We start from the raw sequence: 23,881 nt of genomic DNA on the forward strand, positions 1-23,881 counted from the left end.
TGATTTACGCCAGACCGGGTGTCGCCCGGTCACCACCGGATCCACCCGATCCGGCGGATGTCAAGACCGCTCAGTAGGCGCCGCGGCCGCCGACGACGGCACGCGCGGTCTTCCACAGGATGACCATGTCCAGGGCGAGCGACCAGTCCTCGACGTAGCGCAGATCCAGCCGCACCGACTCCTCCCACGTCAGGTCGCTGCGGCCGCTGACCTGCCACAACCCGGTGATGCCCGGCTTGACCAGCAGCCTGCGGCGGACCGCGGGCTCGTAGGCCTCGGTCTCCTCCGGCAGCGGCGGCCGGGGGCCGACCAGCGACATCGTGCCGCCGAGCACGTTGAACAGCTGCGGCAGCTCGTCGAGGGAGTACCGGCGCAGGATCATGCCGACCTTGGTGACCCGGGGATCACGCCGCATCTTGAACAGCGGTCCCGCGCCCTCGTTCGCGCCGAGCAGCTCGCCGCGGACCCGGTCGGCGTTCACGACCATGGTCCGGAACTTGATCATCATGAACGACCGGCCGTCCCGGCCGACGCGCCGCTGCCGGTAGAACACCGGCCCGCGGTCGCCGAGCTTGACCGCCAGCGCGATGGTCAGCAGCACCGGCGAGATCAGCAGCAGGCCCAGCGCCGCGCACGTGCGGTCGAAGATCTCCTTGAGGATGCGCCTGCCGCCGGTGAACGCCGGCGCACTGACCCGCAGCAGCGGCATACCCAGCACGCCGGAGACGTTCAGCCGCGGCCCGGCGATCTCCATCAGCACCGGGGCGACCACGAGTTCCGCGCCGGTGCCCTCCAGATCCCACGCCAGCTGCTGCAACCGCCGCGGCGTCCAGTACGGATCGGCGGTCACCGCGACCACCCGGTAGCCGCCGCGGCGCACCTGGTCGGCCACTTCCTCCAGCCGTCCCGCCACCGCGATGCCGCCGACCGCGCCGGTACCGGCCTCACCCTGGCCTTCGGCCGTGCACACCGCTTCCACCCGCCAGCCGACGTGCGCGTCTGCGCGGGTGCGTTCGATCAGTTCCCGCACCGTGCCGGGGGCGCCGGCGGCCATGACGGGCAGCATGCAGGTGCCGTTGTTGTTGCGGAAGCGGTGCAGCACCTGGCGCAGCGCGTACCGCTGCGGGAGCGCGATCAGCCCGATCAGCGGCACCGCGCCGAACACCCACGGCTGGACGTCGAGCGCGCCGAACACCAGGCCCGCCAGCGCGACGACCACCGCGGCGTGCGCGAGCCCCCTGCCCAGCCTGCGGAATTCCTCGGCGCCCTCGCCGAGCACCTCCTGGCTCCACGCGCGGTTGAACGGCAGCGCGCACAGCACGGCGAGCGCGGTGCCCGAGGCGTGCAGGAAGTACGGCCGCCCGGTGACGCGCAGGATCAGCAGCGCCGCGGCGCCGATCACCAGCAGGACGGCGAACACGTCGGCGCCGATCACCCAGGCCCGGTACCGGCCTTCCCACGCGGTGGAGGAGGCACGGGGCGGCGTGGTGCCGTCCGGCCCGACCGCGTGCAGCGGCCGTTGTGGCTGCCCCGGCACGCGGCGCAGATCGATGCCCAGCAGCGCGTCGCCATCCGGGAACTGCTTCCGCACCGGCTCTTCCATCCGACCTCCCGCGTCCGGGTGAGAGACCGCCCTCGACCACGCCGCATCGTCACTCAAAGTAATTGACTACCGTTTGCGTGACCCACTCCCCGGCGTGTGGCACCTGCCGTGGAATCGGTGGGATTCACCCCGGTGTTACAGCGGACTTCCCAGGAATTCCGACCGACGGCAGGCACAGGTTGACTACGGGGAGATCTCGCGCGGGTGACGAGATTTCTCGTTGCCGAACATCAAACAGCTACGCTATGTAGCCGGTAAATTCGTCACCGCACCACCGTTTCGCCAATAATGAAACTCATGTTTCGATTTTCGCCCGAACGGAGCATTGCCCGGCCCGGCGCCGAACGGGACGATGGACGTGGCGGCAACGCGATACGCGGCCTGCCATGACCGTCGGCGGTGTGTATCTCTTTAGCCATTGACTACCGCGGCCGGCTGTCCGGAACCCCGGCGCGGATCCGCCCTCTGCGCGCGCCGGGGTTCCCCCTTGTCCCTGCGGGACCGGCAATTCAGACGATGTCGTTCCCGCCGTTGTCGGTGTGCGCGCGCGGGCGGTTCACGATCCGCGCCGCGACCTCGAGCAGCGCCTTGGCCGCCTTGCCGACATCCTTGGCCGGAAAGCGTGCCGCGGGCGCGGACAGGCTGATCGCGGCCGGGATGCTGGCGCCGAGCAACGGAACTGCCACGCACCGGCCGTCGGCCTCGTTCTCCAGGTTGTCCACCGCGTAGCCGAGACCACGCACCGAGGCCAGCTCCGTCAGGTAGTCGTCGATGGAGGTGATCGTGTTGGTGCACCGGCGTGGCATGCCGGACCGGGCGAGCACGTCGCGGATACGGTCTTCGGCCAGGTGCGCCGCGATCGCCTTGCCCAGCGCCGTGGAATGCAGCGGATCGCGATCACCCCGCGACGCCGACAGCCGGACCCCGCGGCGGCTCTCCACGATGTCGACGTAGATGATGCGGTCGCTGTCGAGCACGCCGAGGTTCGCGGTCTCACCGAAGTCGTCGCGCAGCTTCTCCAGCCACGGCCGCGCGCATTCGCGCAGCAGTTCCAGGTGCCGCGACTGCATACCGAGGAAGCCCAGGCCCAGCCTGCACAGCCCGGTCTCCTCGTCGCGCTCGACATAGCGGTGCTGTTCGAGCGTCCACAGGTACCGGTAGGCCGAGGATTTGGGCATCCCGGTCGCCTCGACTACCGTGTTCAGGCTGATGCCGTCCACCGATTGCTGCAGCAGGTCCAGAATCGCGCACACCCGGTCCACCGCACGCAGCGAGTAATCGCGGTCCTCGGGCGAAGCCGCGTCGTCGGGCTCGGGGTTGCGGTCGGGCGACACAACTCACCTCGTTTCATTAGACAGAGTGAGTGTTTCAGATGGTAGCGCCTTCGGGGGCCGCGCGGCAGTACCACCGCGCGGGTGCGTTACCGGGCGCGGCCGCCGGTGACCCGCAGCAGGTCGAGCTTTCCGGCGGGCGGTGATCTCCACACGGCACTACCCGGCGGCGCACCGGGGCGGGCACAGTGGTGCGCATGCGCAAGCACACCATCGTGATGACGGGCGCGAGCCGGGGCATCGGCCGGGTGGCCGCGGACATCCTGCGCCGGGAGCCGGACGTGCACCTGGTGGAGATCTCCCGCGGTTCGTCCGGTTTCCACGCCGACCTCGGCTCGCTGGAGCGCATCCGCTCCGTCGCCGCCGGCATCCGCGACCGGCTGGAGCGAGGTGTCCTGCCGCCGCTGCGCGCGTTCGCCGGCAACGCGGGTGTGCAGCTCACGAACGCGATGACCGAGGGGCCGGACGGGTTCGAGGCCACCTTCGCCGTCAACGTGCTCGCCAACCACCTGCTGGTCCGGCTGCTCCAGGACCGGTTCACCACGCCGGGCCGGATCGTCATCACGACCAGCGACACGCATTTCGGCGACCTGCGGCACAACCTGGGCATGGTGCCCGCTCCGGCGTGGCGGGCACCGGCCGTGCTCGCCCGCCCCGGTGCCTTCCCGCGGCCGCACACCGCGGCCGCCGGGCGGACCGCCTACTCCACGAGCAAACTCGCCACGATCCACCTCGTGCACGAGTACGCGCGGCGGCTGCCCTCCGGACTCGACGCGATCGCCTACAACCCCGCGTTCGTGCCCGGCACCGCCCTGGCCCGCGACGCCGGCCCGGTGAGCCGGTTCGCGATGCGCCGCATCCTGCCCGCGATGACCCTCACCCCGTTCGCCACCACCCGCCGGGCCGCGGGCCGGCACCTCGCCGAGGTCGTGCTGGGCCGGATCGCGGCACCGACGGGGTCCTATGTGGACCGGGGCAGGGTGGCTCGTTCGTCGGCGGAGTCCTACGCCCCGGAGCGGGAACGCGAACTGTGGGAGACACTCGAGGAACTGACCGCGGCGCACCGTCCGCCCCGCTAGCGCGGCGGCCTCGCCAGCGTGCTGGCCCGGACGGCGGCGATCATGGCATCCTCGCTGCGGCCACAGTGGACGCTGGAGAGGACACCATGACAATCCCCATCGACGGCAAGCGGCCCTCCGTGCACGAGGCGGCCTGGATCGCGCCCGGCGCGGTGGTCGCCGGGGCGGTGACCCTCGCCGCCGAGGTCGGCGTCTGGTACACCGCCGTGCTCCGTGCCGACATGGACGGCATCACCATCGGCGAGGGCACCAACATCCAGGACGGCACGATCGTGCACGCCGACCCCGGTTTCCCGGTGAGCATCGGCGCGGGTGTCAGCGTCGGTCACCGCGCGGTGCTGCACGGCTGCACCATCGAGGACGACTGCCTCATCGGTATGGGCGCCGTCGTCCTCAACGGGGCGAGGATCGGCGCGGGAAGCCTCATCGCGGCCGGTGCGGTCGTGCTCGAAGGCACGCAGGTCCCGCCCGGTTCGCTCGTCGCGGGCCTGCCCGCCAAGGTCCGCCGCCCGCTCAGCGACGACGAGCGGGCCGCGACCCGCGCCAACGCGGCCGCCTACCGGGACCTGGCCAAGACCCACGCCCGCGCGTCGGGGGACTGAGGTCCTCAGACGCGGGCGATGAGCTCGCCGTGCGGGATCATCAGCCAGCCGTCGGGATGCGCCGCCCAGTCCCGCCACGCCTGCGAAATCGACGCCAGATCGGCCGCGGTGGCCAGGCCCCGCTCCAGCGCCATCTGCCCGACCGAGGAGTGGATGCGCTCGGCCCACATCCCGCCCCAGCGCGTCCGGTCCTCGGGTCTGGCATAGCACCAGACCGACGCCGAGGGCGTGACGTCGGTGAAGCCCGCCTCGTGCGCCCACGCCAGCAGGCGCCGCCCCGCGTCGGGCTCGGCGTCGTTGCCGTGGGCCACGGCGCGGTAGAGCGCGAGCCAGGCGTCGAGCCGCTCGTCGGCAGGCCACCACGTGAAGGCGGCGTAGTCGGCGTCGCGGACCGCCACCAGCCCGCCCGGCCTGGTGACGCGCCGCATCTCGCGCAGCGCGGCCACCGGGTCGGAAAGATGCTGCAGCACCTGGTGGGCGTGGGTGACGTCGTAGCTGTCGCCGGGATCGGAGAGCCGGTAGGCGTCGTCGACGGCGAAGTCCACCGTCACCCCACGCTCGGCGGCGGCGCGGCGGGCATCCGCGAGCGGGCCGGCGGTGATCTCGATGCCGCGCACCCGGCCGGGCGCGACCGCCTCGGCGAGGTCGACGGTGATGCTGCCGGGCCCGCACCCCACGTCGAGCAGGTCCATGCCGGGCCGCAGCAGCGGCAGGAGATAGGCCGCGGAGCCGGCGGCGGTGCGCGCCGCGTGACTGCGCACGACGACCTCGCCGTGCCCGTGGGTGTAGACGTCCTTGGGGGTCACCGTGTTCTCCCTTCGCGTCTCACCCTAACGCCGTTCCTGCGCCGACGATCATGACCGGCGCCGCGCGGTGTCACGCGATTTCGAGGCGCGGCCGCGGAGCCTTGCTGCGGACGCGGGTGACGGTGAACAGCAGCGCCGCGAGCGCGACCAGGGCCAGCGCTGCCAGCCCGAGGGCGTACGAGCCGAACGCGCCGTACAGCGCACCCATCAGCAACGGCGGCACGAATCCGCCGAGCCCGCCCGCGGCACCGACGACACCGGTGACCGACCCGACCTGCTCCGCCGGCGCCAGCATCCCCACCAGGGCGAACACCGCGCCACTGCCAGCCCCGAGCGCGGCGGCCATGGCCAGGAACGCCAGCGTCGCCCACGGCATCAGGGGCAGCTTCGCCGCCTGCAACGCCGCCGCGACACCGACCACGCCCAGCACCGACGTCAGCACCCGGACCGGGCCGATCCGGTCCGACAGCCAGCCGCCGACCGGGCGCATCAGCACCGCCAGCACCACGAAACCCGCCATCCGGTTGGCCGCGTCGGCCTGCGCCAGCCCGTACGCCGTCTTCAGATACGCCGGCAGATACACCGAAAACGCCACGTACCCGCCGAAGGCCACCGCGTAGAGGGCCGAGGCCTGCCACGTGATCGGCAGCCGCGCCACCGCCACCAGCCGCCGTCCCAGCGACTCACGCGGCGTCGCCCGTCCCGGCGCGTCGCGCAACACCACCGCCGCGACGATCGCATACACCGCCAGCGCCACCGCGGTCACCACGAACGGTGCCGCGAACGCCCACGCCTTCACCAGATTCACGGTGGTCAGGGCGCTGATCGCGGTGCCGCCCATCCCGGCACCGAAAATGCCGATCGCCAGGCCACGCCGCCGCGGCGGGAACCAGGCCGACACGAACGGCACCCCCACCGCGAACGCGGTACCGCCCATGCCCAGCACGAACCCGCCGACCAGCAGCGACACCAGCGAGGAATGTCCCACCAGCCCGAGGAAGAGCACCGGCAGGATCGTCACCACCGACACCACCGGGAACATCACGCGGCCCCCGTAGCGGTCGGTCAGCGCGCCGACCGGGATGCGGCCCAGCGAGCCCACCACCACCGGCACCGCCACGACCAGGGCCTGCGACAACGCGCTCAGCCGCAGCCCCTCCTGCAGCATCGGGCCCAACGGGCTCAGCAACGCCCACGCCCAGAAGTTCAGTGCGAACCCCACTGTCGCGAGCGACAACATCACCGCGCGTTGTCTCGTCCCCGCCACCTCAGCCATCAGTACTCCCAGTATCCGTCCGCCGCTCGGCCAGCGGCTGGTTGCACGCTCGAGGCTCCGCCGCGGGCGCTCGCCGCCGACAGGGAGCAACGGCACCTCCACAAAGGACTTCTGTCGATCATGCGGTCCCCCGGCCCGGGGACCAAGGTCACCACGAGCCGTGACGTTCGCCTGGTGATCTTCTCCGGCGCGGCCGGAGAAGCTGAAGCGAGTCCGATGTGTGGCCTCGCCGCAAGCGCCTGAAGGAGTCACGTCATCTTGTCCACTTCCACAGATTCCGGGATGCCCGCGAACGACCACGTTCCCGGCCACGGCCCGCTGCTGGGCGTCCGCCGCTTCCTGACCAAGGAGACGGTCGGCGACCACGGACGCACGCTGCACCAGATCGGCTCCGGTTCGTGGGAGTCCTTCTACCGCGACCGCTGGAGCTACGACCGCGTGGTGCGCTCGACGCACGGCGTGAACTGCACCGGTTCGTGCTCGTGGAACGTCTTCGTCAAGGACGACCTGATCACCTGGGAACATCAGGCGACCGACTACCCGACCACCGGGCCGGACAGCCCGGACTACGAGCCGCGCGGATGCCCGCGGGGCGCGTCGTTCTCGTGGTACGAGTACTCGCCGTCGCGGGTGCGGCATCCCTACGTGCGCGGCTCGCTGCTGACGATGTTCCGGGCGGGACTGAAGCGGTTCGGAGATCCCGTCGCCGCGTGGGCCGACATCGTCGAGGACCCGCGCAAAGGCGAAGTCTACAAAGGACAGCGTGGCCGCGGCGGGTTCGTGCGCGCCACCTGGGACGAGGCGACCACCATGGTCGCCGCCGCACACGTCTACACCACCAAGACCTTCGGCCCCGACCGCGTGACCGGATTCTCGCCCATCCCGGCGATGTCGATGGCCTCCTTCGCCGCCGGCACCCGCTATCACGCGCTGCTGGGCGGCACGCTGCTGTCCTTCTACGACTGGTACGCCGACCTTCCGGTGGCCTCGCCACAGGTGTGGGGCGACCAGACCGACGTTCCGGAGGCCGGTGACTGGTGGAACGCCACCTACCTGGTCATGTGGGGCTCCAACATCCCGGTCACGCGCACCCCGGACGCGCACTTCCTCGCCGAGGCCCGCTACCGCGGCACCAAGGTCGTCGCGGTCAGCCCCGACTACGCCGACAACGTGAAGTTCGCCGACGACTGGCTGGCCCCGCACCCCGGTACGGACGGGGCGCTGGCGATGGCCATGGGCCACGTCGTGCTCACCGAGTTCTTCCGCGACCGTCAGGTGCCCTACTTCACCGACTACGTGCGCTCCTACACGGACCTGCCGTTCCTGGTGACACTGCGCGAACGCGAGCCGGGCGTCTACACCGCCGACCGCTTCCTCACCGCCGCCGACCTCGGCGAGAAGACCGCGGGCGCGGAGCACAAAACCGTCCTGCTCGACGACGCGTCCGGCAAACCGCTGGCGCCCAACGGATCCCTCGGGTTCCGGTACGGCGCCGAGGGCGAGGGCCGGTGGAACCTCGACCTCGACGGCGTGGTGCCCGCGCTCGGCGTGCTCGGCCACGCCACCGGTCAGGTCGAGATCGACCTCGCCCGGTTCGACATCGGCGAGACCGAGGGCGGCGCCACCATGCGCCGCGGCGTGCCGGTGGTGCGCGTCGGCGAGCACCTCGTGACCGGGGTGTTCGACCTGCTCATGGCCCAGTACGGGGTGCGCCGCGGCGACCTGCCCGGCCGGTGGCCCACCGGATACGACGACGCGACCGCCCCGCACACCCCGGCGTGGCAGGAGCGGATCACCGGCGTGCCCGCCGCGGTCGCGACGAAGATCGGGCGCGAGCTGGCCCGCAACGCCGAACGCAGCCGCGGCCGGTCGCTCATCGCGCTGGGTGCCGGTGCCAACCAGTGGTTCCACTCCGACATGACCTACCGCGCGCTGATCGCACTGGTCACGCTCACCGGCTGCCAGGGCGTCAACGGCGGCGGGTGGGCGCACTACGTCGGCCAGGAGAAGGCGCGGCCGCTGACCGGGCAGCAGCACCTGAGCTTCGCCTTCGACTGGCAGCGCCCCATGCGGCATCAGGCGGCCACGCCGTTCTGGTACCTGCACACCGATCAGTGGCGCTACGAGAAGGTGCCCGCCGACGAGCTGGCCTCCCCGCTGGGCCGGGGACGGCTGGCCGGCCTGACCTTCGCCGACACCGTCGCCGCCGCCCAGCGGATGGGCTGGTCGCCCGGCCACCCGGCGTTCAACCGCAACCCGCTCGACCTCACCGACGAGGCCGCGGCCGCGGGTGTGAGCACGGCCGAGCACATCGTCGCCGAGTTGCGCGCGGGCCGGCTCAAGGCGGTGGCCGACGATCCGGACGATCCGGCGAACTTCCCGCGGTGCCTGACGCTGTGGCGGGCCAACCTGCTCGGGTCTTCGGGCAAGGGCAACGAGTTCTTCTCCAAGCACCTGCTCGGCGTGGAATCCCTGGCCTCGGCCGGGGAATGCGAACCCGGCGAGCGGCCCCGCGACGTGGTGTGGCGGGACGAGGCGCCCACCGGCAAGCTCGACCTGCTCACCACGATCGACTTCCGGATGACCAACACCGGCCTGCATTCCGACCTCGTGCTGCCCGCCGCCACCTGGTACGAAAAGCACGACATCTCCACCACCGACATGCATCCGTTCGTGCACGCGTTCTCCCCGGCGGTCGCCCCGCCCACCGACGCGCACACCGACTACGACGCCTTCCTCGCGATCGCGGACAAGGTCAGCGAGCTCGCGGCCGATCACCTGGGCACGCGGCGTGACGTGCTGGCCGCGCCGTTGCAGCACGACACCCCCGACGAGCTGGCGACGCCGTCGGGCCGGGTGCGCGACTGGAAGGCCGGTGAGTGCGAACCGGTGCCCGGCGTGACGATGCCGAAGCTGGTGGAGGTCGAACGCGACTACACCCTCATCGGCGCCAAGATGCGGGCCGTCGGCCCGCTGCTGGACACCCTGGGCACCACGACCAAGGGGCTGACCGTGGACGTCACCACCGAGCTGGACTACCTGCGCCGGCGCAACGGAACCGTGACCGAGGGGCCGTTCGCCGGGCGGCCCTCACTGTCCACAGCGGACAGGATGTGCGAGGCGATCCTCGCACTCTCCGGCACGACCAGCGGCCGCGTGGCGCACGAAGGCTTCCAGCAACTGGAAAAGCGCACCGGGCAGGTCTTCACCGACCTGGTCGAGGGCCACGAAACCGACCATGTCACCTATGCGGCGACACAGCAGGCGCCGCAGCCGGTGATCACGAGTCCGGAGTGGTCCGGTTCGGAGAAGGGCGGCCGCCGGTACTCGCCGTTCACCATCAACGTCGAGCGGCTCAAGCCGTGGCACACCCTCACCGGCAGGCAGCACTTCTTCGTCGAGCACGACTGGGTCGCCGAACTGGGCGAGCACCTGCCGGGCTACCGGCCGCCGCTGAACATGGCCCGGCACTTCGGAAAGCCCGGCGAACTCGCCGACGGCGGGGTGACCGTGCGGTTCCTCACGCCGCACGCGAAGTGGTCGATTCACTCGATGTACCACGACAACGAGCTCATGCTCGCGCTGTCGCGGGGCGGGCCGGTGATCTGGATGAGCGTCGAGGACGCGGCCAAGATCGGCGTCGCGGACAACGACTGGATCGAGGCGGTCAACCGTAACGGCGTCGTCGTCGCGCGGGCCGTGGTGAGTCACCGGATGCCCGAGGGCACGGTGTTCCAGTACCACTCCCCCGAGCGCACCGTGAACGTCCCGAAGACCGAAACCGGGGGCCAGGGCAAGGGAAAGCGCGGCGGTTACCACAACTCGATGACCCGCCTGCTGATCAAGCCGACGCACCTCGCGGGCGGGCACGCCCAGCTGACCTACGCCTTCAACTACTACGGCCCCATCGGCAGCCAGCGCGACGAGATCACCGTGATCCGGCGGCGGCATCAAGAAGTGAGCTACTGATGGCCGAAAAGTCGTCCACTCGGCAACGCGACCTCAGGGGGCCGTGGCGGCGGCCGACCACAGACACCCTGGCATCGCGAGTGTCGCCACCAATGCGACCAGCACTTGAAATTCCGGAGAGGCGGTACTGAAATGCGCATCCGCGCCCAAGTCGCGATGGTGATGAACCTCGACAAATGCATCGGCTGCCACACCTGCTCGGTGACGTGCAAGCAAACCTGGACCAACCGTGAAGGCACCGAATACGTCTGGTTCAACAACGTCGAGACCAAACCCGGCATCGGCTATCCGAAACACTACGAGGACCAGGAACGCTGGAAAGGCGGCTGGCGGCTCGACGCCAAGGGACGCCTCGTGCTGCGCTCGGGCGGCCGCCTCAAGCGGCTGTCCCGGATCTTCGCCAACCCCGACCTGCCCGCGCTCGAGGACTACTACGAGCCCGCGACGTTCGACAAGGACATGCTCGCCGACGCGCCCGCCGGGCTGACCGACACGCCGGTGAAGCAGCCACGTTCGGCACTGACCGGCGAGCCGATGAGCCTGGAGTGGGGCGCCAACTGGGAAGACGGCCTCGGCGGCGCCCACGAGCGCGCGGGCACCGACCCCAACATCACCGCGATGGATCCCGAAGCGGCCGCGCGGGTGAAGTTCGAGTTCGAGAAGACGTTCATGTTCCACCTCCCGCGGATTTGCGAGCACTGCCTCAACCCCGCCTGTGTGTCGGCCTGCCCCTCGGGCGCGATGTACAAACGCGAGGAGGACGGCATCGTGCTGGTCGACCAGAACCGTTGCCGCGGCTGGCGCATGTGCGTCAGTGCCTGTCCGTACAAAAAGGTCTACGTCAACCACGCCACCGGCAAGGCGGAGAAGTGCACGTTCTGCTTCCCGCGGATCGAGGCGGGCCAGCCCACCATCTGCTCGGAGACCTGCGTCGGCAGGCTGCGCTACCTGGGCCTGGTGTTCTACGACGAGGACGCGGTGCTGGCCGCGGCCTCGATCGAGGACGAGCGGGAACTGCTTGCGGCGCAACGCAATGTGTTCCTGGACCCGCACGACCCGGAGACGGTGCGCCTCGCGGGCGAGGCGGGTCTGCCGGAGGAATGGGTGCTGGCCGCGCAGGCTTCCCCGGTGTGGAAGCTGATCAGCGAGTACCGGATCGCGCTGCCACTGCACCCGGAATACCGCACCCTGCCGATGGTCTGGTACGTCCCGCCGCTGTCGCCGGTGCTGGACGCCACCAACGCCGCCGGCCGTGACGACACCGACGCCGACGACGTCTTCCACACCATCCGCGATCTGCGGATCCCGGTGGAGTACCTGGCCGAACTGTTCACCGCGGGCGACGCCGACGCGGTGGCCGGGGTGCTGATGAAGCTCGCCGCGATGCGCTCCTACATGCGGGCCCGCACCCTCGACGGCACCGTCGCCGAGGAACTCTGCGAGGCCGTGGGCATGCCGGGCGAGCGGATCGAGCAGATGTACCGGCTGCTGGCCATCGCCAAGTACGACGAGCGCTACGTCATCCCCGCCGCCTACAGCAAGGACGCCGCCGCACTGGAGGCGCAGGCGGCGTCCACTTCGGACTGTTCGCTGGACTGCTCCGGCGGTCCGGGGATGACCGAGGCGGCCAGTGAGCGGTTCCACCTCGTGGCCGGCGAGGCGCAGGTCCGTCCCGGCCGCCGGCGCCTGTTCACGCGCCGCGGCGACGGCAGGCTGGGCCTGACCATCGATCCGGTCGGCGGGCAGTCATGAGCCGCGGGTATTCGGCGGTCGAGGAGGCCGACCGGGCGCGGTTGTTCGACCTCGCCTCGCTGCTGCTGACCTACCCCGGCGACCGGCTGCTCGGTGCCGCGGCGGAACTGCGGGCCGCGGTCGCCGCGATCGGCGAGATCGGGATACGCGAGCAGCTCGGCGCGTTCCTCGACTGGTTCTGCACCACCGATCCGCTCGAGGTCGAGACCCACTACGTGCGCACGTTCGACCTGCGCCGCCGCTGCGGGCTGTATCTGACCTACTACCTGCACGGCGACACCCGCAAGCGCGGCATCGCCCTGCTCACCCTCAAACAGCGCTACCGGGCACACGGCTTGCGCCTGAGTGCGGGCGAGCTGCCCGATCTGCTGCCGGTGGTACTGGAGTTCGCCGCCGTGGCGGGCCCCGGCGACGGCGAGGCGCCGCTTCGCCAGCACCGCCGCGGCCTGGAGTTGCTGCGCGCAGCCCTGCGCGAAGCCGGATCGCCCTACCGGCACGTGCTCGACGCGATCGTCGCCGCACTGCCGCCCCTGACCGAGACCGACCGGGACGCGATCCGCGCGCTCGCCGTGGACGGCCCGCCCGTGGAGTCGGTCGGCCTGTCGCCCTACGGTGCCGACGTCGACGCGATCGGCTTCGGCCCGGACCTCGGCACCGAGTCCTGCCCTTCCCTGGAGAGTGCCCCGTGACCACGTTCGTCTGGATCGTCATCCCCTACGCCTGCCTCGCGGTGTTCGTGCTCGGCCACATCTGGCGGTGGCGGCACGACCAGTTCGGCTGGACCACGCACACCAGCCAGCTGCTGGAGAGCCGGATCCTGCGGCTGGGCTCGCCCCTGTTCCACCTGGGCGCGTTCGGCGTGATCGCCGGGCACGCGATGGGTCTGCTGGTGCCGGTCACGCTGACCGAGGCCCTGGGCATTCCCGAGGGGCTGTATCACGGGGTCGCGGTGTGGGGTGGCACCCTGACCGGCGCGATGCTGGTCGCCGGGCTGGTCCTGCTGATCGCCCGCCGGTTCGTCAACGGGCGCGTGCGCCGGACCACCACGACGATGGACAAGGTGCTCTACGCGGCGCTCGCCGCGATGGTGGTGCTCGGCATGACCGCCACGGTCGGCATCAACCTGCTCGGCCACGGCTACGACTATCGCGAGACGATCGCGGTGTGGTTCCGCAGCGTCTTCTGGTTCTCCCCGCGCACCCAGCTGATGGCCGGGGCGCCGCTGGTCTACCAGTTGCACGCGATCGGCGGGTTCCTGTTCCTGGCGCTGTGGCCGTTCACGCGCCTGGTGCACGTGTGGTCGGCGCCGCTGGCCTACCTGTGGCGCCCTTACGTGGTCTACCGCGCTCGCCGGGGTGCGCCGCCGGTTCCGGTCCCGGCACCGGCGGTCGTCCGCGACCGGCGCGCCGCGGACGGGCAGAGCCTTGTCTGACCTGCTCGGCAAGACCGTCGGTGAGGTCGTGGTGCGCCGGCCCAAGACACTGCCGGCCGGCACCTCCGTCAAACAGGCACGCGCCTGCTTCGCCGACGACCACGTGCACATGCTCCTGCTCACCGAGTCCGGGCGCCTGCTGGGCACCCTCGTGCGGGACGATCTGGCCGCGGGCATCGCGGGCACGGACCCCGCGCTGCTCCACTCCCGCATGACGGGGCGCACGATCGGGGCGGACGTGCCCGCCGAGGACGCGCGCCGGTTGCTGCTCAGCCGAGGGCAGCGACGGCTCGCCGTCGTCGACACCGACGGCGCGCTGATCGGGCTGCTGTGCCTCAAACGCCGGTTCACCGGGTTCTGCGCCGACTCCGATGTCGCCGCGCGGGCCGCGGAACGCGCGCGGTGAGCCGCTGATCAGTTCCCGGGCGGCAGCACGTCGTCGCCGTAGCGGCGGGCGCAGAAGTCCCGCACCCGCCCGGCGATCGCCGCCAGCGCGGGACCCGCGTGGTGGCCGGGGTCCCAGGCCGCGTGCAGGTTCATGCGCAGCCCCCCGGACGGGGTGTCGATCTTGAGCGCGTGCAGCCCGAACCGCGGATCGTCGGAGACGACGGCGATGCCGCGGCCCGCGGCGGCCAGCGCCTGCGCCACCTGCGGGTTGCCGCATTCGACGTGCTCCCCCATGCCGAGTGCCCCGGCCGCCAGCGCCTCCTGCAGCAGCTGCCGCGGGCGAAACGACGGGTCGAGCACCAGCAGCGGCTGCGCGGCCAGCTCGCCGAGCCCCACGGACTCGCGCCCGGCCCACGGGTGGCCGGCGGGCACGTAGGCGAACAACGGGACGACCGCGACCGCCCGGGTCTGCCAGGCCGCGGGCGGGGTCCGCGTCATGATCGCCATGTCGGTGCCCTGGTGCAGCAGGTCCAGTGCGGCGTCCGGTCCGCTCACCTCGCGCACCGTGGGCAGCGGGTCCTGCGGCCCGAAGGTGGCCAGGAACGGCGCGATCACGTCGGTGAGCGTCGTGGACGTGCAGGCGATGGTGAGCTGGACGAGGCGCCCGGCCGCGAAGGCCTCGGCGGCCGAGCGCGCGGACTCGGCGCGCCGCAGCAGATCGCGCACGACGGGCAGGAACTGGCGCCCGGCCGCGGTCAGCTCGAGCCGTCCCGCCCGCCGGTCGAACAACGCCACCCGCAGCTCCTGTTCGAGCTGGCGGACCTGCCGTGACAGGGCAGGCTGGGTCACGTGCACGCTCTGCGCGGCCGCGCTGACCGAGCCCGCGTCGGCGATGGCGACGAAGTACCGCAACGTCCGAAGCTCCATGAACTGCGATTATGCCTCTACGTTCTAGGTCGCCAAGGAAACAGGCACTGGACGGCATGGATGGCTCACCCGACGATGAGCGCATGACCGCGTCCCTCATCAGCGCCCTCGACCCCGCCCACGGCCTCTTCCTCGACGGCCGGTGGCGCGCCGCGTCCGCCGGAGAGTTCACTGTGGACGATCCCGCGGACGGCCGGGTGATCGCGAGCGTCGCCAACGGCGGGCCCGCGGACGCCGTCGCCGCGGTCGGCGCGGCCTCCTCCGCCGCGGCCTCGTGGGCGGGCACCCCGCCGCGGACCCGGTCGGACATCCTGCGCCGCACGCGCGAGCTGATGGTGCGCGACCGCGACCGGCTGGCCGCGCTGATCGTCGCCGAGAACGGCAAGTCGCAAGCGGACGCCCTGTCCGAAGTGGACTACGCGGCGGAGTTCTTTCGTTGGTACGCCGAGGAAGCCGTGCGGGTCGAAGGCCGCTACGGCCCGGCGCCGACCGGTGGCAGCCGAACCGTGGTGACCTACCGGCCGGTCGGGATCGCCGCGCTGGTCACGCCGTGGAACTTCCCGGCCGCGATGGCCACGCGCAAGCTCGGCCCGGCGCTGGCGGCCGGATGCACCGTCGTGTTCAAGCCCGCCGCCGAGACCCCGCTGACCGCGTTCGCGATCACCCGGCTGCTGACCGAGGCCGGGCTGCCCGCCGGTGTGGTCAACGTGGTCCCCTCGACCGACGCCGCCGGCGTGGTGAGCGCGTGGCTGGAGGACCGGCGCGTCCGCAAGATCTCCTTCACCGGTTCGACCAGGGTGGGCAAGCTCCTGCTGCACCAGGCCGCGGACCGCGTCGTCAACGCGTCCATGGAACTGGGCGGCAACGCGCCGTTCGTCGTGACCGCCGACGCCGATCTCGATGCCGCCGTCGCCGGTGCGATGGTCGCGAAGTTCCGCGGCGGCGGGCAGGTGTGCGTGGCCGCCAACCGGTTCTACGTGCACGCCGACGTGGCCGGGGAGTTCGCCGCGCGCTTCGGTAAAGAGGTGGAGGCGCTGCGTGTCGGCCCGTCCGCGGATCCGGGCAACGGCATCGGGCCGTTGATCAGCCCGGCCGCGGTGGAGAAGGTCACGGCCCTGATCGACGACGCGCTGGCCCGCGGTGCCCGCATCGCCGCCCGCGCCCAGGTGCCCGCGGAGACGACGGGATATTTCCTCGCGCCCACCGTGCTCACCGACGTGCCCGCCGACGCGGACATCGTGCGGGAGGAGATCTTCGGCCCCGTGGCACCCATCGTCACCTGGCGCGAGCGCGACGAGTTGCTGGCCGCCGTCAACGACGCCGAGGCGGGGCTCGCGGCCTACGTCTTCGCGGGCGATCTCCAGGACGCGATGCGGCTCGGCGAGGCGATCGAAGCCGGGATGGTCGGCATCAACCGCGGACTCGTCTCGGACCCGTCGGCCCCCTTCGGCGGCGTCAAGCAGAGCGGCCTCGGCCGCGAGGGCGGCCACGAAGGCCTCCACGAGTTCACCGAGCCCCAGACGCTGAGCATCGACTGGCGCTGAGCCGTTTCCACCCACGGAACCCGGTGGCAGCCGGCATCCGTCAGTCTTCGTCGTAGCGCAGGGGTTTGCGTGGCCGTTCGTCGAGGACGCGGGCGGCCAGCCAGGCGAGGCCGTCGGCGGTGCGGGCCGGGGTGCCCGAGGGCTGCATGATGTGGCTGAGCACGGTCCGCACGACCACGTCGATCATCACGTGGATGTGCTCGGCGCTCAGCGTCGGCCGGTAGGTGGCCACGCGCCGGCCGACCATCTCCGTGGCTTCGGTGATGAGCGTGCCCGCCCGGGTGGTCAGCAGCGGAAGCAGCTCGGTGTCGGCGCCGTGCGTCGCCGAGGCGATCGCGCGGAGCAGGACGTTGTCCTCGGCCAGTTCGAGGACATCACGGGCCGCGTCGTTGATCGCCTCGACGAGATCGCCGGGATGCCGGTCGAACGCCTCCCGCACGACGCCGAGGAACCGGTCGAGCTCGTGGGTGATCATCGCTTCGGCGAGCGCGGCCTTGGAACCGACCTCGTTGTAGACCGTCTGCCTGCTCACCCCGACGTGCTCGGCGAGCCTGCTCATCGTGACCGCCGACCAGCCGATCGTCGCCGTCAGCTCGATCGCCGCGAGGATGATCGGCTGCCGGTGCTGGCCGCCCGCGGCCGGCGCGGCCGAGAGAATCCCACCCATGGCGGCCATCCTAGGCGGCCGCCCAGGTGGTGCCCGCGAACGCGACCGCCTCCGCCCACGGCGCCCCGGCCGCGATACGCCGCCGGTATTTCATGATCTCGCGGGGCCGGTCGACGGTGAGCGCGCCGACGACGCGGTCGCCGCGCCGGTACAGCGCGGTGAACCCGGCGTCCGCGGGCACCGCGGCCAGTACCTCGTCCGCGTGCGGGGTACCGACGAACTGGATGCGGTGGTCGTAGGTGTCCGACCAGAAGTAGGGCACGGCAGCCAGGGGGCGCGCCGCCGCCGGGTCGAGCGCGTGCCGGGCCGCGGCGGCGCCCTGCTCGGCGGCGTTCGTCCAGTGCTCCAGGCGCATCAGCTCGCCGTCGAACAGCGGATTCGGCACGTGGGCCACGTCGCCGGCGGCGTACACACCGGGAACACCGGTCGCGAGGGTTTCGTCGCAGAGCACCCCGCGGTCGCGCTCGTGCAGCGGAACTCCGCTGCCCTCGAGCCAGCCCGTCGCAGGCGTGACACCGATACCGGCGACCACCAGATCGGCGGGCAGCACCTCCCCGGTGGACAGCCGGACCCCGGTCACGGCACCACCGGCGGTCTCCAGCCCACTGACCACAGTGGACAGTCGCAGTCCGGTGCCCGCAGCCCGGTGCAGGTCCGCGCACACCGCACCGGCCTCGGGCCCGACCGAGCGGCTGAGCGGCACGTCGAGTGCTTCGACGATCGTCACCGGCAGGCCGCGCTTGCGGGCCGCACTGGCGACCTCCGAGCCGATGAACCCGGCCCCGATCACCGCCGTGCGCGCACCGCGGTCGAGTGCGGCACGGATGGTGGAGGCGTCTTCCGCGGTGCGCAGCGTGTGCACCCCGGCAATGCCCTCGGCCCCCGGGAAAGGCCGGGCCGTCGCGCCGGTCGCGATCACGAGCGCGTCGTAGCGCACCCCCGTACCGGCGACCGAGACCTCGCGAGCGGCGGTGTCGAGGCCGTCCGCGGGGGCGCCCAGCATCAGCTCCGCGCCGAGGTCGTCGCGCAGCTCCGCCTCCGTCCGGAACGGCGCCACACTGCCGGGGCCGTCCGTGGCGAGGAACGCCTTCGACAGCGGAGGCCGGTCGTAGGGCAGGTGTTCCTCGGCGCCGATCAGCACGATCCGTCCGGTGTAGCCGGTGGCGCGGGCGGATTCCACGGCGCGCAGGCCGGCCAGCGAAGCTCCGGCGATCACGAGGGTCATCGTCAGTCCTTCAGCTTCAGCGCCAGCACCGGGCAGGCGTCGACGGCGGCGGTGATGTCCTGCCGGTGCTGCTCGCCCGGGTGTTGTTCGAGCACCACCACGGTGCCGTCGTCGCCGACCTCGAAGAAGTCCGGCGCCATCGCCTCGCACATGCCCAGGCCGTCGCATTTGGCCCGGTCGGCTTCGATCCGCATCACGCGCTCACCCGCCCCGGTGCGACGAAATCGATCTTCTCCCGGACCCCGCAGTCCGGGCAGCACCAGGAATCGGGGATGGCCGACCACGGTGTGCCCGCCGGGAATCCCTCGCGCGGGTCGCCGGTCTTCTCGTCGTAGACGTAGCCACAGCCGGGGCACATTCCGCCGTCGGTCGCATCGCCACGCGTGTCGGCGGCGGCGGCGACCTCCGTGCAGCCGGTGACCCCGTAGCGCGCCAGGACCTTCGCGCGTTTGCCGGGCTGGATGTTGGCCCGGCTGAGGTCGCCGTCGAAGTGGGCGAGCACGCGCGGGTCCATCACCCGGCGCCAGATCGGCGGGACCAGTGCGAGCACGATCATTCCGGCGTATCCGGTGGGCAGCACGGGCGATTCGGCGAAGTCGCGCAGCGTCTGGTAGCGGCGGGTCGGGTTGGCGTGGTGGTCGCTGTGCCGCTGCAGGTGGTAGAGCAGCACGTTCGTGGCGATGTTGTTGGAATTCCAGCTGTGGCTGGGATCGACGCGCTCGTAGCGGCGCCGCTCGGGCGGGCCGACCCGCTGCCGCAGCATCCCGTAGTGCTCCATGTAGTTCACGACTTCCAGCAGGGAGAACCCGATCACCGCCTGGATCAGCAGGTAGGGCAGGATGCCGACGCCGAGCCACGCGATCATCGCCGCCCACAGCACGGCCGACATCAGCCACGCGTTGAGCACGTCGTTGCCGGGCCGGAACGGATGCCGGTCACGCCGCGCGTACCGCTTGCGCTCCAGCCGCCACGCCGATTTCAGCGAACCGAACACCGTGCGCGGCCAGAACCGGTAGAAGCTTTCGCCGACACGGCTGCTGGCCGGATCCTCCGGAGTCGCCACGCGCACGTGATGCCCGCGGTTGTGCTCGATGTAGAAGTGGCCGTAGAAGCTTTGGGCCAGCGCGATCTTGGACAGCCACCGCTCGTGGCTCTCCTTCTTGTGCCCGAGTTCGTGGGCGGTGTTGATGCCGATGCCGCCGATGCAGCCGATCGAGACCGCGAGGCCGATCTTGTCCACGACCGCGAGCTCGCCCCGGGCGATCAGCCAGAACGCGGCCGCGAACCCGACGTACTGGATGGGCAGGAACAGGTAGGTCACCCAGCGGTAGTAGCGGTCGTTCTCGAGCTGTTCGATCACATCGTCCGGCGGGTTGCTCCGGTCCAGACCCGCGACCAGGTCGATCAGGGGCACGATCACCAGGATCACGATCGGCCCGATCCAGAACCACACGCCCCAGCCGGTCGCCGCGTGCAGCCCGATCGCGAGGAACGCCAGCGACGGCACGACCAGGCCGATCAACCACAGGTAGCGCTTGCGGTCCGTCCAGTGCTCGGTCGAGCCGGCAGGCACCGTTGCCTTCTCGTCGCTCATCTCACCCTCCATGACTGGTTTACAAAACCATAGGTGATGTCGAACGCGTTTGACAACAGGTGGTGCTTTGTAAAGTTGCGGGCTGCCCCTACCCGGACCCCTCCTCTCGCAGGTCGCGGAGCTGTCGTTTGAGGTTGTCGACGTCCCAGCGCGCCTGCCCGCCCGGGGTGATCAACGCGGGCGCGACGAGCCCTCGCTGCCACCAGCGCACGAGGGTGCCCCGGTGGACCCCGATCCGCTGCGCGGCGGTACCGGTCGGCACGAGTTCCTCGTTTTCGCTCACAACATCAACAATTACATACAAATGCTCGCGTTAATGCCGCCGTGGCGACGCTTGCGACGAATGTCGCCGAATGCACCCCGAAGGGTTAGGCTAAGTGGAGCAAGGGCGCGACGCGTGATTTCTTTCCGTTTCCGTTCGCATTCCCCGCGTACCCGACCGGTGTTCCAACTCGCGAGTAGGCAACGAGATTCCCTTGCGGTTGAGCGGGATTTCCGCGTTCACGAGCCGTCCGAAGCGTTAATAGATCTTGACCTTGCACGGCAATCTTGAATTTTGTTTTCTGCACTCGTGACGTTTTCACTATTTGCAACGCGGGTAGCTCGTGTGGGCCGAACCCGTCGATCGCCGCATCAGGAGGACAGGAATGAAGACAGGAGCAAGACTGGCACTGGGAGTCGGTGCCGGTTACCTACTGGGGCGTACGAAAAAGATGAGGCTCGCACTGATGATCGCGGCGGCGGGGGCGACCGGGCGGGCGGGCACCTCACCACAGGCGTTGCTGCGCAACGGTTTGAAGCAGCTCGGTGCGTCGGCGGAGCTGGGCAAGCTCACCGACATCGCACGCGACGAGCTGCTGGGTGCCGCGAAGGCGGCGGCCGTGACGGCGGCGAGCAGCAGGATCAACTCCCTCAGCGACCGCCTGCAGGAGAGCAAGGACGGCAAGCAATCCTCCGGCGGCGCCGAGCACCACGGCGAAGACGAGACCGAACAGGACCGCGAGGGCGAAGAGGCCAAGCCTGCCCACGACGAGGACACCGAATCGGCCCAGACCGAAGATGCCGAGTCGGCCGAGGACGAAGACGCCGGCTCGGCCGAAGAGGACACCGGATCGACCGAGGACGAGGACACCGGCTCGGCCGAAGACGGCGAAACGCGGCGTCCGGCCCGCCGGCGCGCGACCGGCCGGTCCAGTGGCGACGAGGAAGAGTCCGAACGTCCGGTCCGCAGGCGAGCCACGAGCCGGCGTGAGTCCGGTTCGTCCGAGAGCGCGGAGTCCGGCCGGCGGACGCGTAGCACGTCCCGCCGCGCGCCGGTGCGCCGCGCCGGGAGGTGAACACCATGGTCACCGACCAGCTGAAGAAGACCACCGGCAAGGCATCCGAGGCCACGTCGGCCGTCACCGAAGGCGTCACCGGGACCGCGTCGAAGGCGACCGGGGCCGTCGGCGGTGAACTGACCGGCGCACTGCAGAACCTGGCGCAGACCGTCGGAGCGCGGGCCACCGATTCACTCGCGAAGCGGATCAGCTCGGCGTCGGGCCGCCTGAACGACTACGCCGGCGGTAACGGCGCCGGCCTGCTCGAAGCGTTCACCGGCGGCAAGCCCAGCGTGAAGGGCAAGGCCGCCATGGGCGCCCTCAAGGGCGGCCTGTCCGGCGTCATGGACAAGGTCAAGAACGCACTGCCCGGCGGCGGTGGAGGTGGCAAGGGCGACAAGATCAAGGTCACCAACATCGTCGAGGAAATCGACATCGGCGCCCCCGTCGACCTCGTCTACGACCAGTGGACGCGCTTCACCGACTTCCCGCGCTTCATGAAGAAGGTCGAGAACGTCGAGCAGGTCAGCGACGAGAAACTCGAATGGAAAGCGCAGGTGTTCTGGTCGCACCGGTCCTGGGAGTCGACCATCCTCGACCAGGTTCCCGGCGAGCGGATCGTGTGGCGTTCCGAGGGCGAGAAGGGGCACGTCAACGGCGCGGTCACCTTCCACGAACTGACGCCCGACCTGACCAGGGTCGTGCTCGTGCTCGAGTACCACCCGCAGGGGCTGTTCGAGCGCACCGGCAACATCTGGCGCGCGCAGGGCCGCCGCGTCCGCTTGGAACTCAAGCATTTCCGCCGCCACGTCATGACCGACGTGCTGCTGCACCCCGACGACCTCGAAGGCTGGCGTGGCGAGATCCGCGACGGCGAGGTCGTCGACAGCGAGAACGACAACGAGAACGAGGAAGAACCCGAGCCTTCCGATGACCATGCCACCGCTGGCAGAGAGTGAGGAAACACGCGATGACGACAGCCGTGCAGCCGTCCGGCGGCGGAGGCGGACTCGGTCCGAGTTCGAGCAGCCTCGCGGACGTGATCGACACGATCCTCGACAAGGGACTCGTGATCGACGCCTACGTCCGCGTCTCGCTCGTCGGGATCGAGCTGCTGACCATTGACGCCCGCGTGGTCGTGGCCAGCGTCGACACCTACCTCCGGTTCGCCGAGGCGGTGAACCGGCTCGACATCTCGGACACCGAGCAGAAGGGACTGCCCGATTTGCTCGAGGACGTGAACCGGGGCGGCGCCAAGTCGAAGACCGCCGGTGCGCTCGAGGCCGCGGGCGACAAGCTGCGCGACATCCTCGGCGAGAACGAGCACGAACGGAAAGGCAGCCGCTGAGATGGCCACCGAGACCGAAACCGCCGTCTACATATACGGAATCGTGCCCGCCGACGTCGAGACCGATCCGGACGCCCAGGGTATCGGCGACCCACCGGCCCAGGTGCGGACCGTGCGCTGCGACGGAATCGCCGCACTGGTGAGCGAGATTCCCCGCGACCAGCCACTGGGCAGGCCCGAGGATCTCACCGCGCACGCGGCACTGCTCGACGCGGCCGCCGCGGAAACCCCGGTGCTGCCACTGCGTTTCGGCGCGGTCGTCACCACCGAGGAAGCCGTCGAGGAGGAATTGCTGCGTGCACACCAGGACGACTTCACCGCCGCGTTGAACGAGTTGGAGGGCAGAGCCGAGTACGTCGTCAAGGCCCGCTACGTCGAGGAAACCGTGCTCCGGGAGATCCTCGACGAGAACGAATCGCTGGCCCAGCTGCGAGAGACGATCCGCGGCAAGCCCGAGGACGCCACCCGCAACGAACGGATGGCGCTGGGCGAGCAGATCAACAACGCCATCGCCGCCAAGCGGGAGGCCGATACCCAGCGCGTGGCCGACGCGCTCGCGCCGCTCGAGGTCCAGATCGCGCCCCGCCAGCCGACACACGAGGAAGACGCGGTGCACCTCGCGTGCCTGGCCGAGACCGCGAAACACGACGATCTCGAGGGCGCCGTCGGAAAGCTGGCCAAGGAGTGGGAGGGCCGGGCCACCGTCCGCCTGCTGGGCCCGCTCGCGGCCTACGACTTCGTGCTCACCGAGCAGCCCGGGGAGTAGGCGATGGGAGTGCTGTCGACGATCTTCGGCCTGCCGCTGGCACCGGTGCGTGGCGTGATCGCCCTGGGCGAGCTGCTGCGCCGCCGCGTGGACGAGGAAACGGCCAGCCCCGCGTCGGTGCGGCGCGAACTGGAGGCGGCCGAGCAAGCGAGGGCCGCGGGCGAGATCTCCCCGGAGCAGGAGGCCGAGGCCCAGCAGCAGGTGCTGGACCGGCTGAACGTGACGAACGAGCAGGAGAAGGAAGGGTGATGTCC

General features: G+C 70.8%; 23 protein-coding genes. 13 read left to right on the forward strand and 10 right to left on the reverse strand.

What is annotated here, in order from left to right; all coding sequences use genetic code 11:
* Positions 1 to 70 precede the first annotated feature (70 nt).
* A complete protein-coding gene (locus HFP15_RS07970) occupies positions 71 to 1,603 on the reverse strand; it encodes a sugar transferase (protein WP_168513040.1) in 1,533 nt (510 codons plus the stop codon).
* 509 nt (positions 1,604 to 2,112) lie between these two features.
* A complete protein-coding gene (locus HFP15_RS07975; protein WP_312871510.1) occupies positions 2,113 to 2,937 on the reverse strand; it encodes an IclR family transcriptional regulator in 825 nt (274 codons plus the stop codon).
* Positions 2,938 to 3,131: 194 nt separating this feature from the next.
* On the opposite strand from HFP15_RS07975, the gene HFP15_RS07980 reads away from it, so the two are divergent.
* On the forward strand, positions 3,132 to 4,013 hold the full coding sequence (locus HFP15_RS07980; RefSeq protein WP_168513042.1) for a Rossmann-fold NAD(P)-binding domain-containing protein: 882 nt from the start codon (positions 3,132 to 3,134) through the stop codon (positions 4,011 to 4,013).
* A gap of 86 nt (positions 4,014 to 4,099) precedes the next feature.
* Entirely contained in the window at positions 4,100 to 4,615 is a 516-nt protein-coding gene (locus HFP15_RS07985; protein WP_168513044.1) for a gamma carbonic anhydrase family protein, read from the forward strand.
* 5 nt (positions 4,616 to 4,620) lie between these two features.
* On the opposite strand, the gene HFP15_RS07990 is transcribed toward HFP15_RS07985, so the two are convergent.
* Positions 4,621 to 5,421, reverse strand: coding sequence for a methyltransferase domain-containing protein (locus HFP15_RS07990; protein WP_168513046.1), 801 nt, complete (start codon positions 5,419 to 5,421; stop codon positions 4,621 to 4,623).
* Between the two features lie 70 nt (positions 5,422 to 5,491).
* Entirely contained in the window at positions 5,492 to 6,697 is a 1,206-nt protein-coding gene (locus HFP15_RS07995; RefSeq protein WP_210716836.1) for an MFS transporter, read from the reverse strand.
* A 282-nt stretch (positions 6,698 to 6,979) separates the two neighbouring features.
* Here HFP15_RS07995 and HFP15_RS08000 point away from each other — a divergent pair, with 282 nt between their 5' ends.
* From HFP15_RS08000 to HFP15_RS08020, 5 genes are all read left to right on the forward strand, one after another.
* Positions 6,980 to 10,666: a nitrate reductase subunit alpha gene (locus HFP15_RS08000; RefSeq protein ID WP_168513266.1), complete on the forward strand. Its 3,687-nt coding sequence runs from the start codon at positions 6,980 to 6,982 to the stop codon at positions 10,664 to 10,666.
* Positions 10,667 to 10,798: 132 nt separating this feature from the next.
* Positions 10,799 to 12,418 (forward strand): nitrate reductase subunit beta, encoded by a 1,620-nt coding sequence (gene narH / locus HFP15_RS08005; RefSeq protein ID WP_168513048.1) that lies wholly within the window; start codon positions 10,799 to 10,801, stop codon positions 12,416 to 12,418.
* Positions 12,415 to 13,107 (forward strand): nitrate reductase molybdenum cofactor assembly chaperone, encoded by a 693-nt coding sequence (narJ, locus tag HFP15_RS08010; RefSeq protein WP_168513050.1) that lies wholly within the window; start codon positions 12,415 to 12,417, stop codon positions 13,105 to 13,107. The genes narH and narJ overlap by 4 nt, the downstream gene beginning before the upstream one ends.
* Complete coding sequence (narI, locus tag HFP15_RS08015) at positions 13,104 to 13,850, forward strand: respiratory nitrate reductase subunit gamma (RefSeq protein WP_168513052.1); 747 nt, start codon at positions 13,104 to 13,106, stop codon at positions 13,848 to 13,850. Before narJ ends, narI begins: the two co-directional genes overlap by 4 nt.
* Positions 13,843 to 14,256 (forward strand): CBS domain-containing protein, encoded by a 414-nt coding sequence (locus HFP15_RS08020; RefSeq protein ID WP_168513054.1) that lies wholly within the window; start codon positions 13,843 to 13,845, stop codon positions 14,254 to 14,256. Before narI ends, HFP15_RS08020 begins: the two co-directional genes overlap by 8 nt.
* 8 nt (positions 14,257 to 14,264) lie before the next feature.
* Here the strand turns inward: HFP15_RS08020 and HFP15_RS08025 are convergent, their stop codons facing one another.
* Positions 14,265 to 15,164, reverse strand: a complete 900-nt coding sequence (locus HFP15_RS08025; RefSeq protein ID WP_168513056.1) for a LysR family transcriptional regulator — start codon at positions 15,162 to 15,164, stop codon at positions 14,265 to 14,267.
* Positions 15,165 to 15,247: 83 nt separating this feature from the next.
* Between HFP15_RS08025 and HFP15_RS08030 the strand changes: the two genes are divergently transcribed.
* The gene (locus HFP15_RS08030; RefSeq protein ID WP_168513058.1) at positions 15,248 to 16,708 is read left to right on the forward strand and encodes an NAD-dependent succinate-semialdehyde dehydrogenase; all 1,461 of its coding nucleotides are present in this window, start codon (positions 15,248 to 15,250) and stop codon (positions 16,706 to 16,708) included.
* A 40-nt stretch (positions 16,709 to 16,748) separates the two neighbouring features.
* On the opposite strand, the gene HFP15_RS08035 is transcribed toward HFP15_RS08030, so the two are convergent.
* The 5 genes from HFP15_RS08035 to HFP15_RS08055 form a co-directional block, all read right to left on the reverse strand.
* Positions 16,749 to 17,384 (reverse strand): TetR/AcrR family transcriptional regulator, encoded by a 636-nt coding sequence (locus tag HFP15_RS08035; protein WP_168513060.1) that lies wholly within the window; start codon positions 17,382 to 17,384, stop codon positions 16,749 to 16,751.
* Position 17,385: 1 nt separating this feature from the next.
* Positions 17,386 to 18,600, reverse strand: a complete 1,215-nt coding sequence (locus HFP15_RS08040; protein ID WP_168513062.1) for an NAD(P)/FAD-dependent oxidoreductase — start codon at positions 18,598 to 18,600, stop codon at positions 17,386 to 17,388.
* A 2-nt stretch (positions 18,601 to 18,602) separates the two neighbouring features.
* Positions 18,603 to 18,794 (reverse strand): ferredoxin, encoded by a 192-nt coding sequence (locus HFP15_RS08045; protein ID WP_168513064.1) that lies wholly within the window; start codon positions 18,792 to 18,794, stop codon positions 18,603 to 18,605.
* Positions 18,794 to 20,194, reverse strand: a complete 1,401-nt coding sequence (locus tag HFP15_RS08050) for a fatty acid desaturase (RefSeq protein ID WP_168513066.1) — start codon at positions 20,192 to 20,194, stop codon at positions 18,794 to 18,796. The genes HFP15_RS08045 and HFP15_RS08050 overlap by 1 nt, the downstream gene beginning before the upstream one ends.
* A gap of 88 nt (positions 20,195 to 20,282) precedes the next feature.
* Positions 20,283 to 20,477: a MerR family transcriptional regulator gene (locus tag HFP15_RS08055; RefSeq protein WP_168513068.1), complete on the reverse strand. Its 195-nt coding sequence runs from the start codon at positions 20,475 to 20,477 to the stop codon at positions 20,283 to 20,285.
* Positions 20,478 to 20,907: 430 nt separating this feature from the next.
* Here HFP15_RS08055 and HFP15_RS08060 point away from each other — a divergent pair, with 430 nt between their 5' ends.
* From HFP15_RS08060 to HFP15_RS08080, 5 genes are read left to right on the forward strand one after another with little or no spacing between them, the layout of a single operon-like run.
* Positions 20,908 to 21,531 carry a hypothetical protein gene (locus HFP15_RS08060; RefSeq protein WP_246271493.1) on the forward strand — a complete coding sequence of 208 codons (624 nt, stop codon included), beginning with the start codon at positions 20,908 to 20,910 and terminating at the stop codon, positions 21,529 to 21,531.
* 5 nt (positions 21,532 to 21,536) lie between these two features.
* Positions 21,537 to 22,472 (forward strand): SRPBCC family protein, encoded by a 936-nt coding sequence (locus HFP15_RS08065; RefSeq protein ID WP_168513072.1) that lies wholly within the window; start codon positions 21,537 to 21,539, stop codon positions 22,470 to 22,472.
* An 11-nt stretch (positions 22,473 to 22,483) separates the two neighbouring features.
* Entirely contained in the window at positions 22,484 to 22,861 is a 378-nt protein-coding gene (gene gvpJ, locus HFP15_RS08070) for a gas vesicle protein GvpJ (RefSeq protein WP_168513074.1), read from the forward strand.
* 1 nt (position 22,862) lies between these two features.
* Positions 22,863 to 23,627, forward strand: a complete 765-nt coding sequence (locus HFP15_RS08075) for a GvpL/GvpF family gas vesicle protein (RefSeq protein ID WP_168513076.1) — start codon at positions 22,863 to 22,865, stop codon at positions 23,625 to 23,627.
* A gap of 3 nt (positions 23,628 to 23,630) precedes the next feature.
* Positions 23,631 to 23,876, forward strand: coding sequence for a gas vesicle protein GvpG (locus HFP15_RS08080; protein WP_168513078.1), 246 nt, complete (start codon positions 23,631 to 23,633; stop codon positions 23,874 to 23,876).
* Positions 23,877 to 23,881: the final 5 nt, after the last annotated feature.

Origin of the sequence: Amycolatopsis acididurans (assembly GCF_012328925.1) — a bacterium.
Taxonomy (GTDB): Bacteria; Actinomycetota; Actinomycetes; order Mycobacteriales; family Pseudonocardiaceae; genus Amycolatopsis_E; species Amycolatopsis_E acididurans.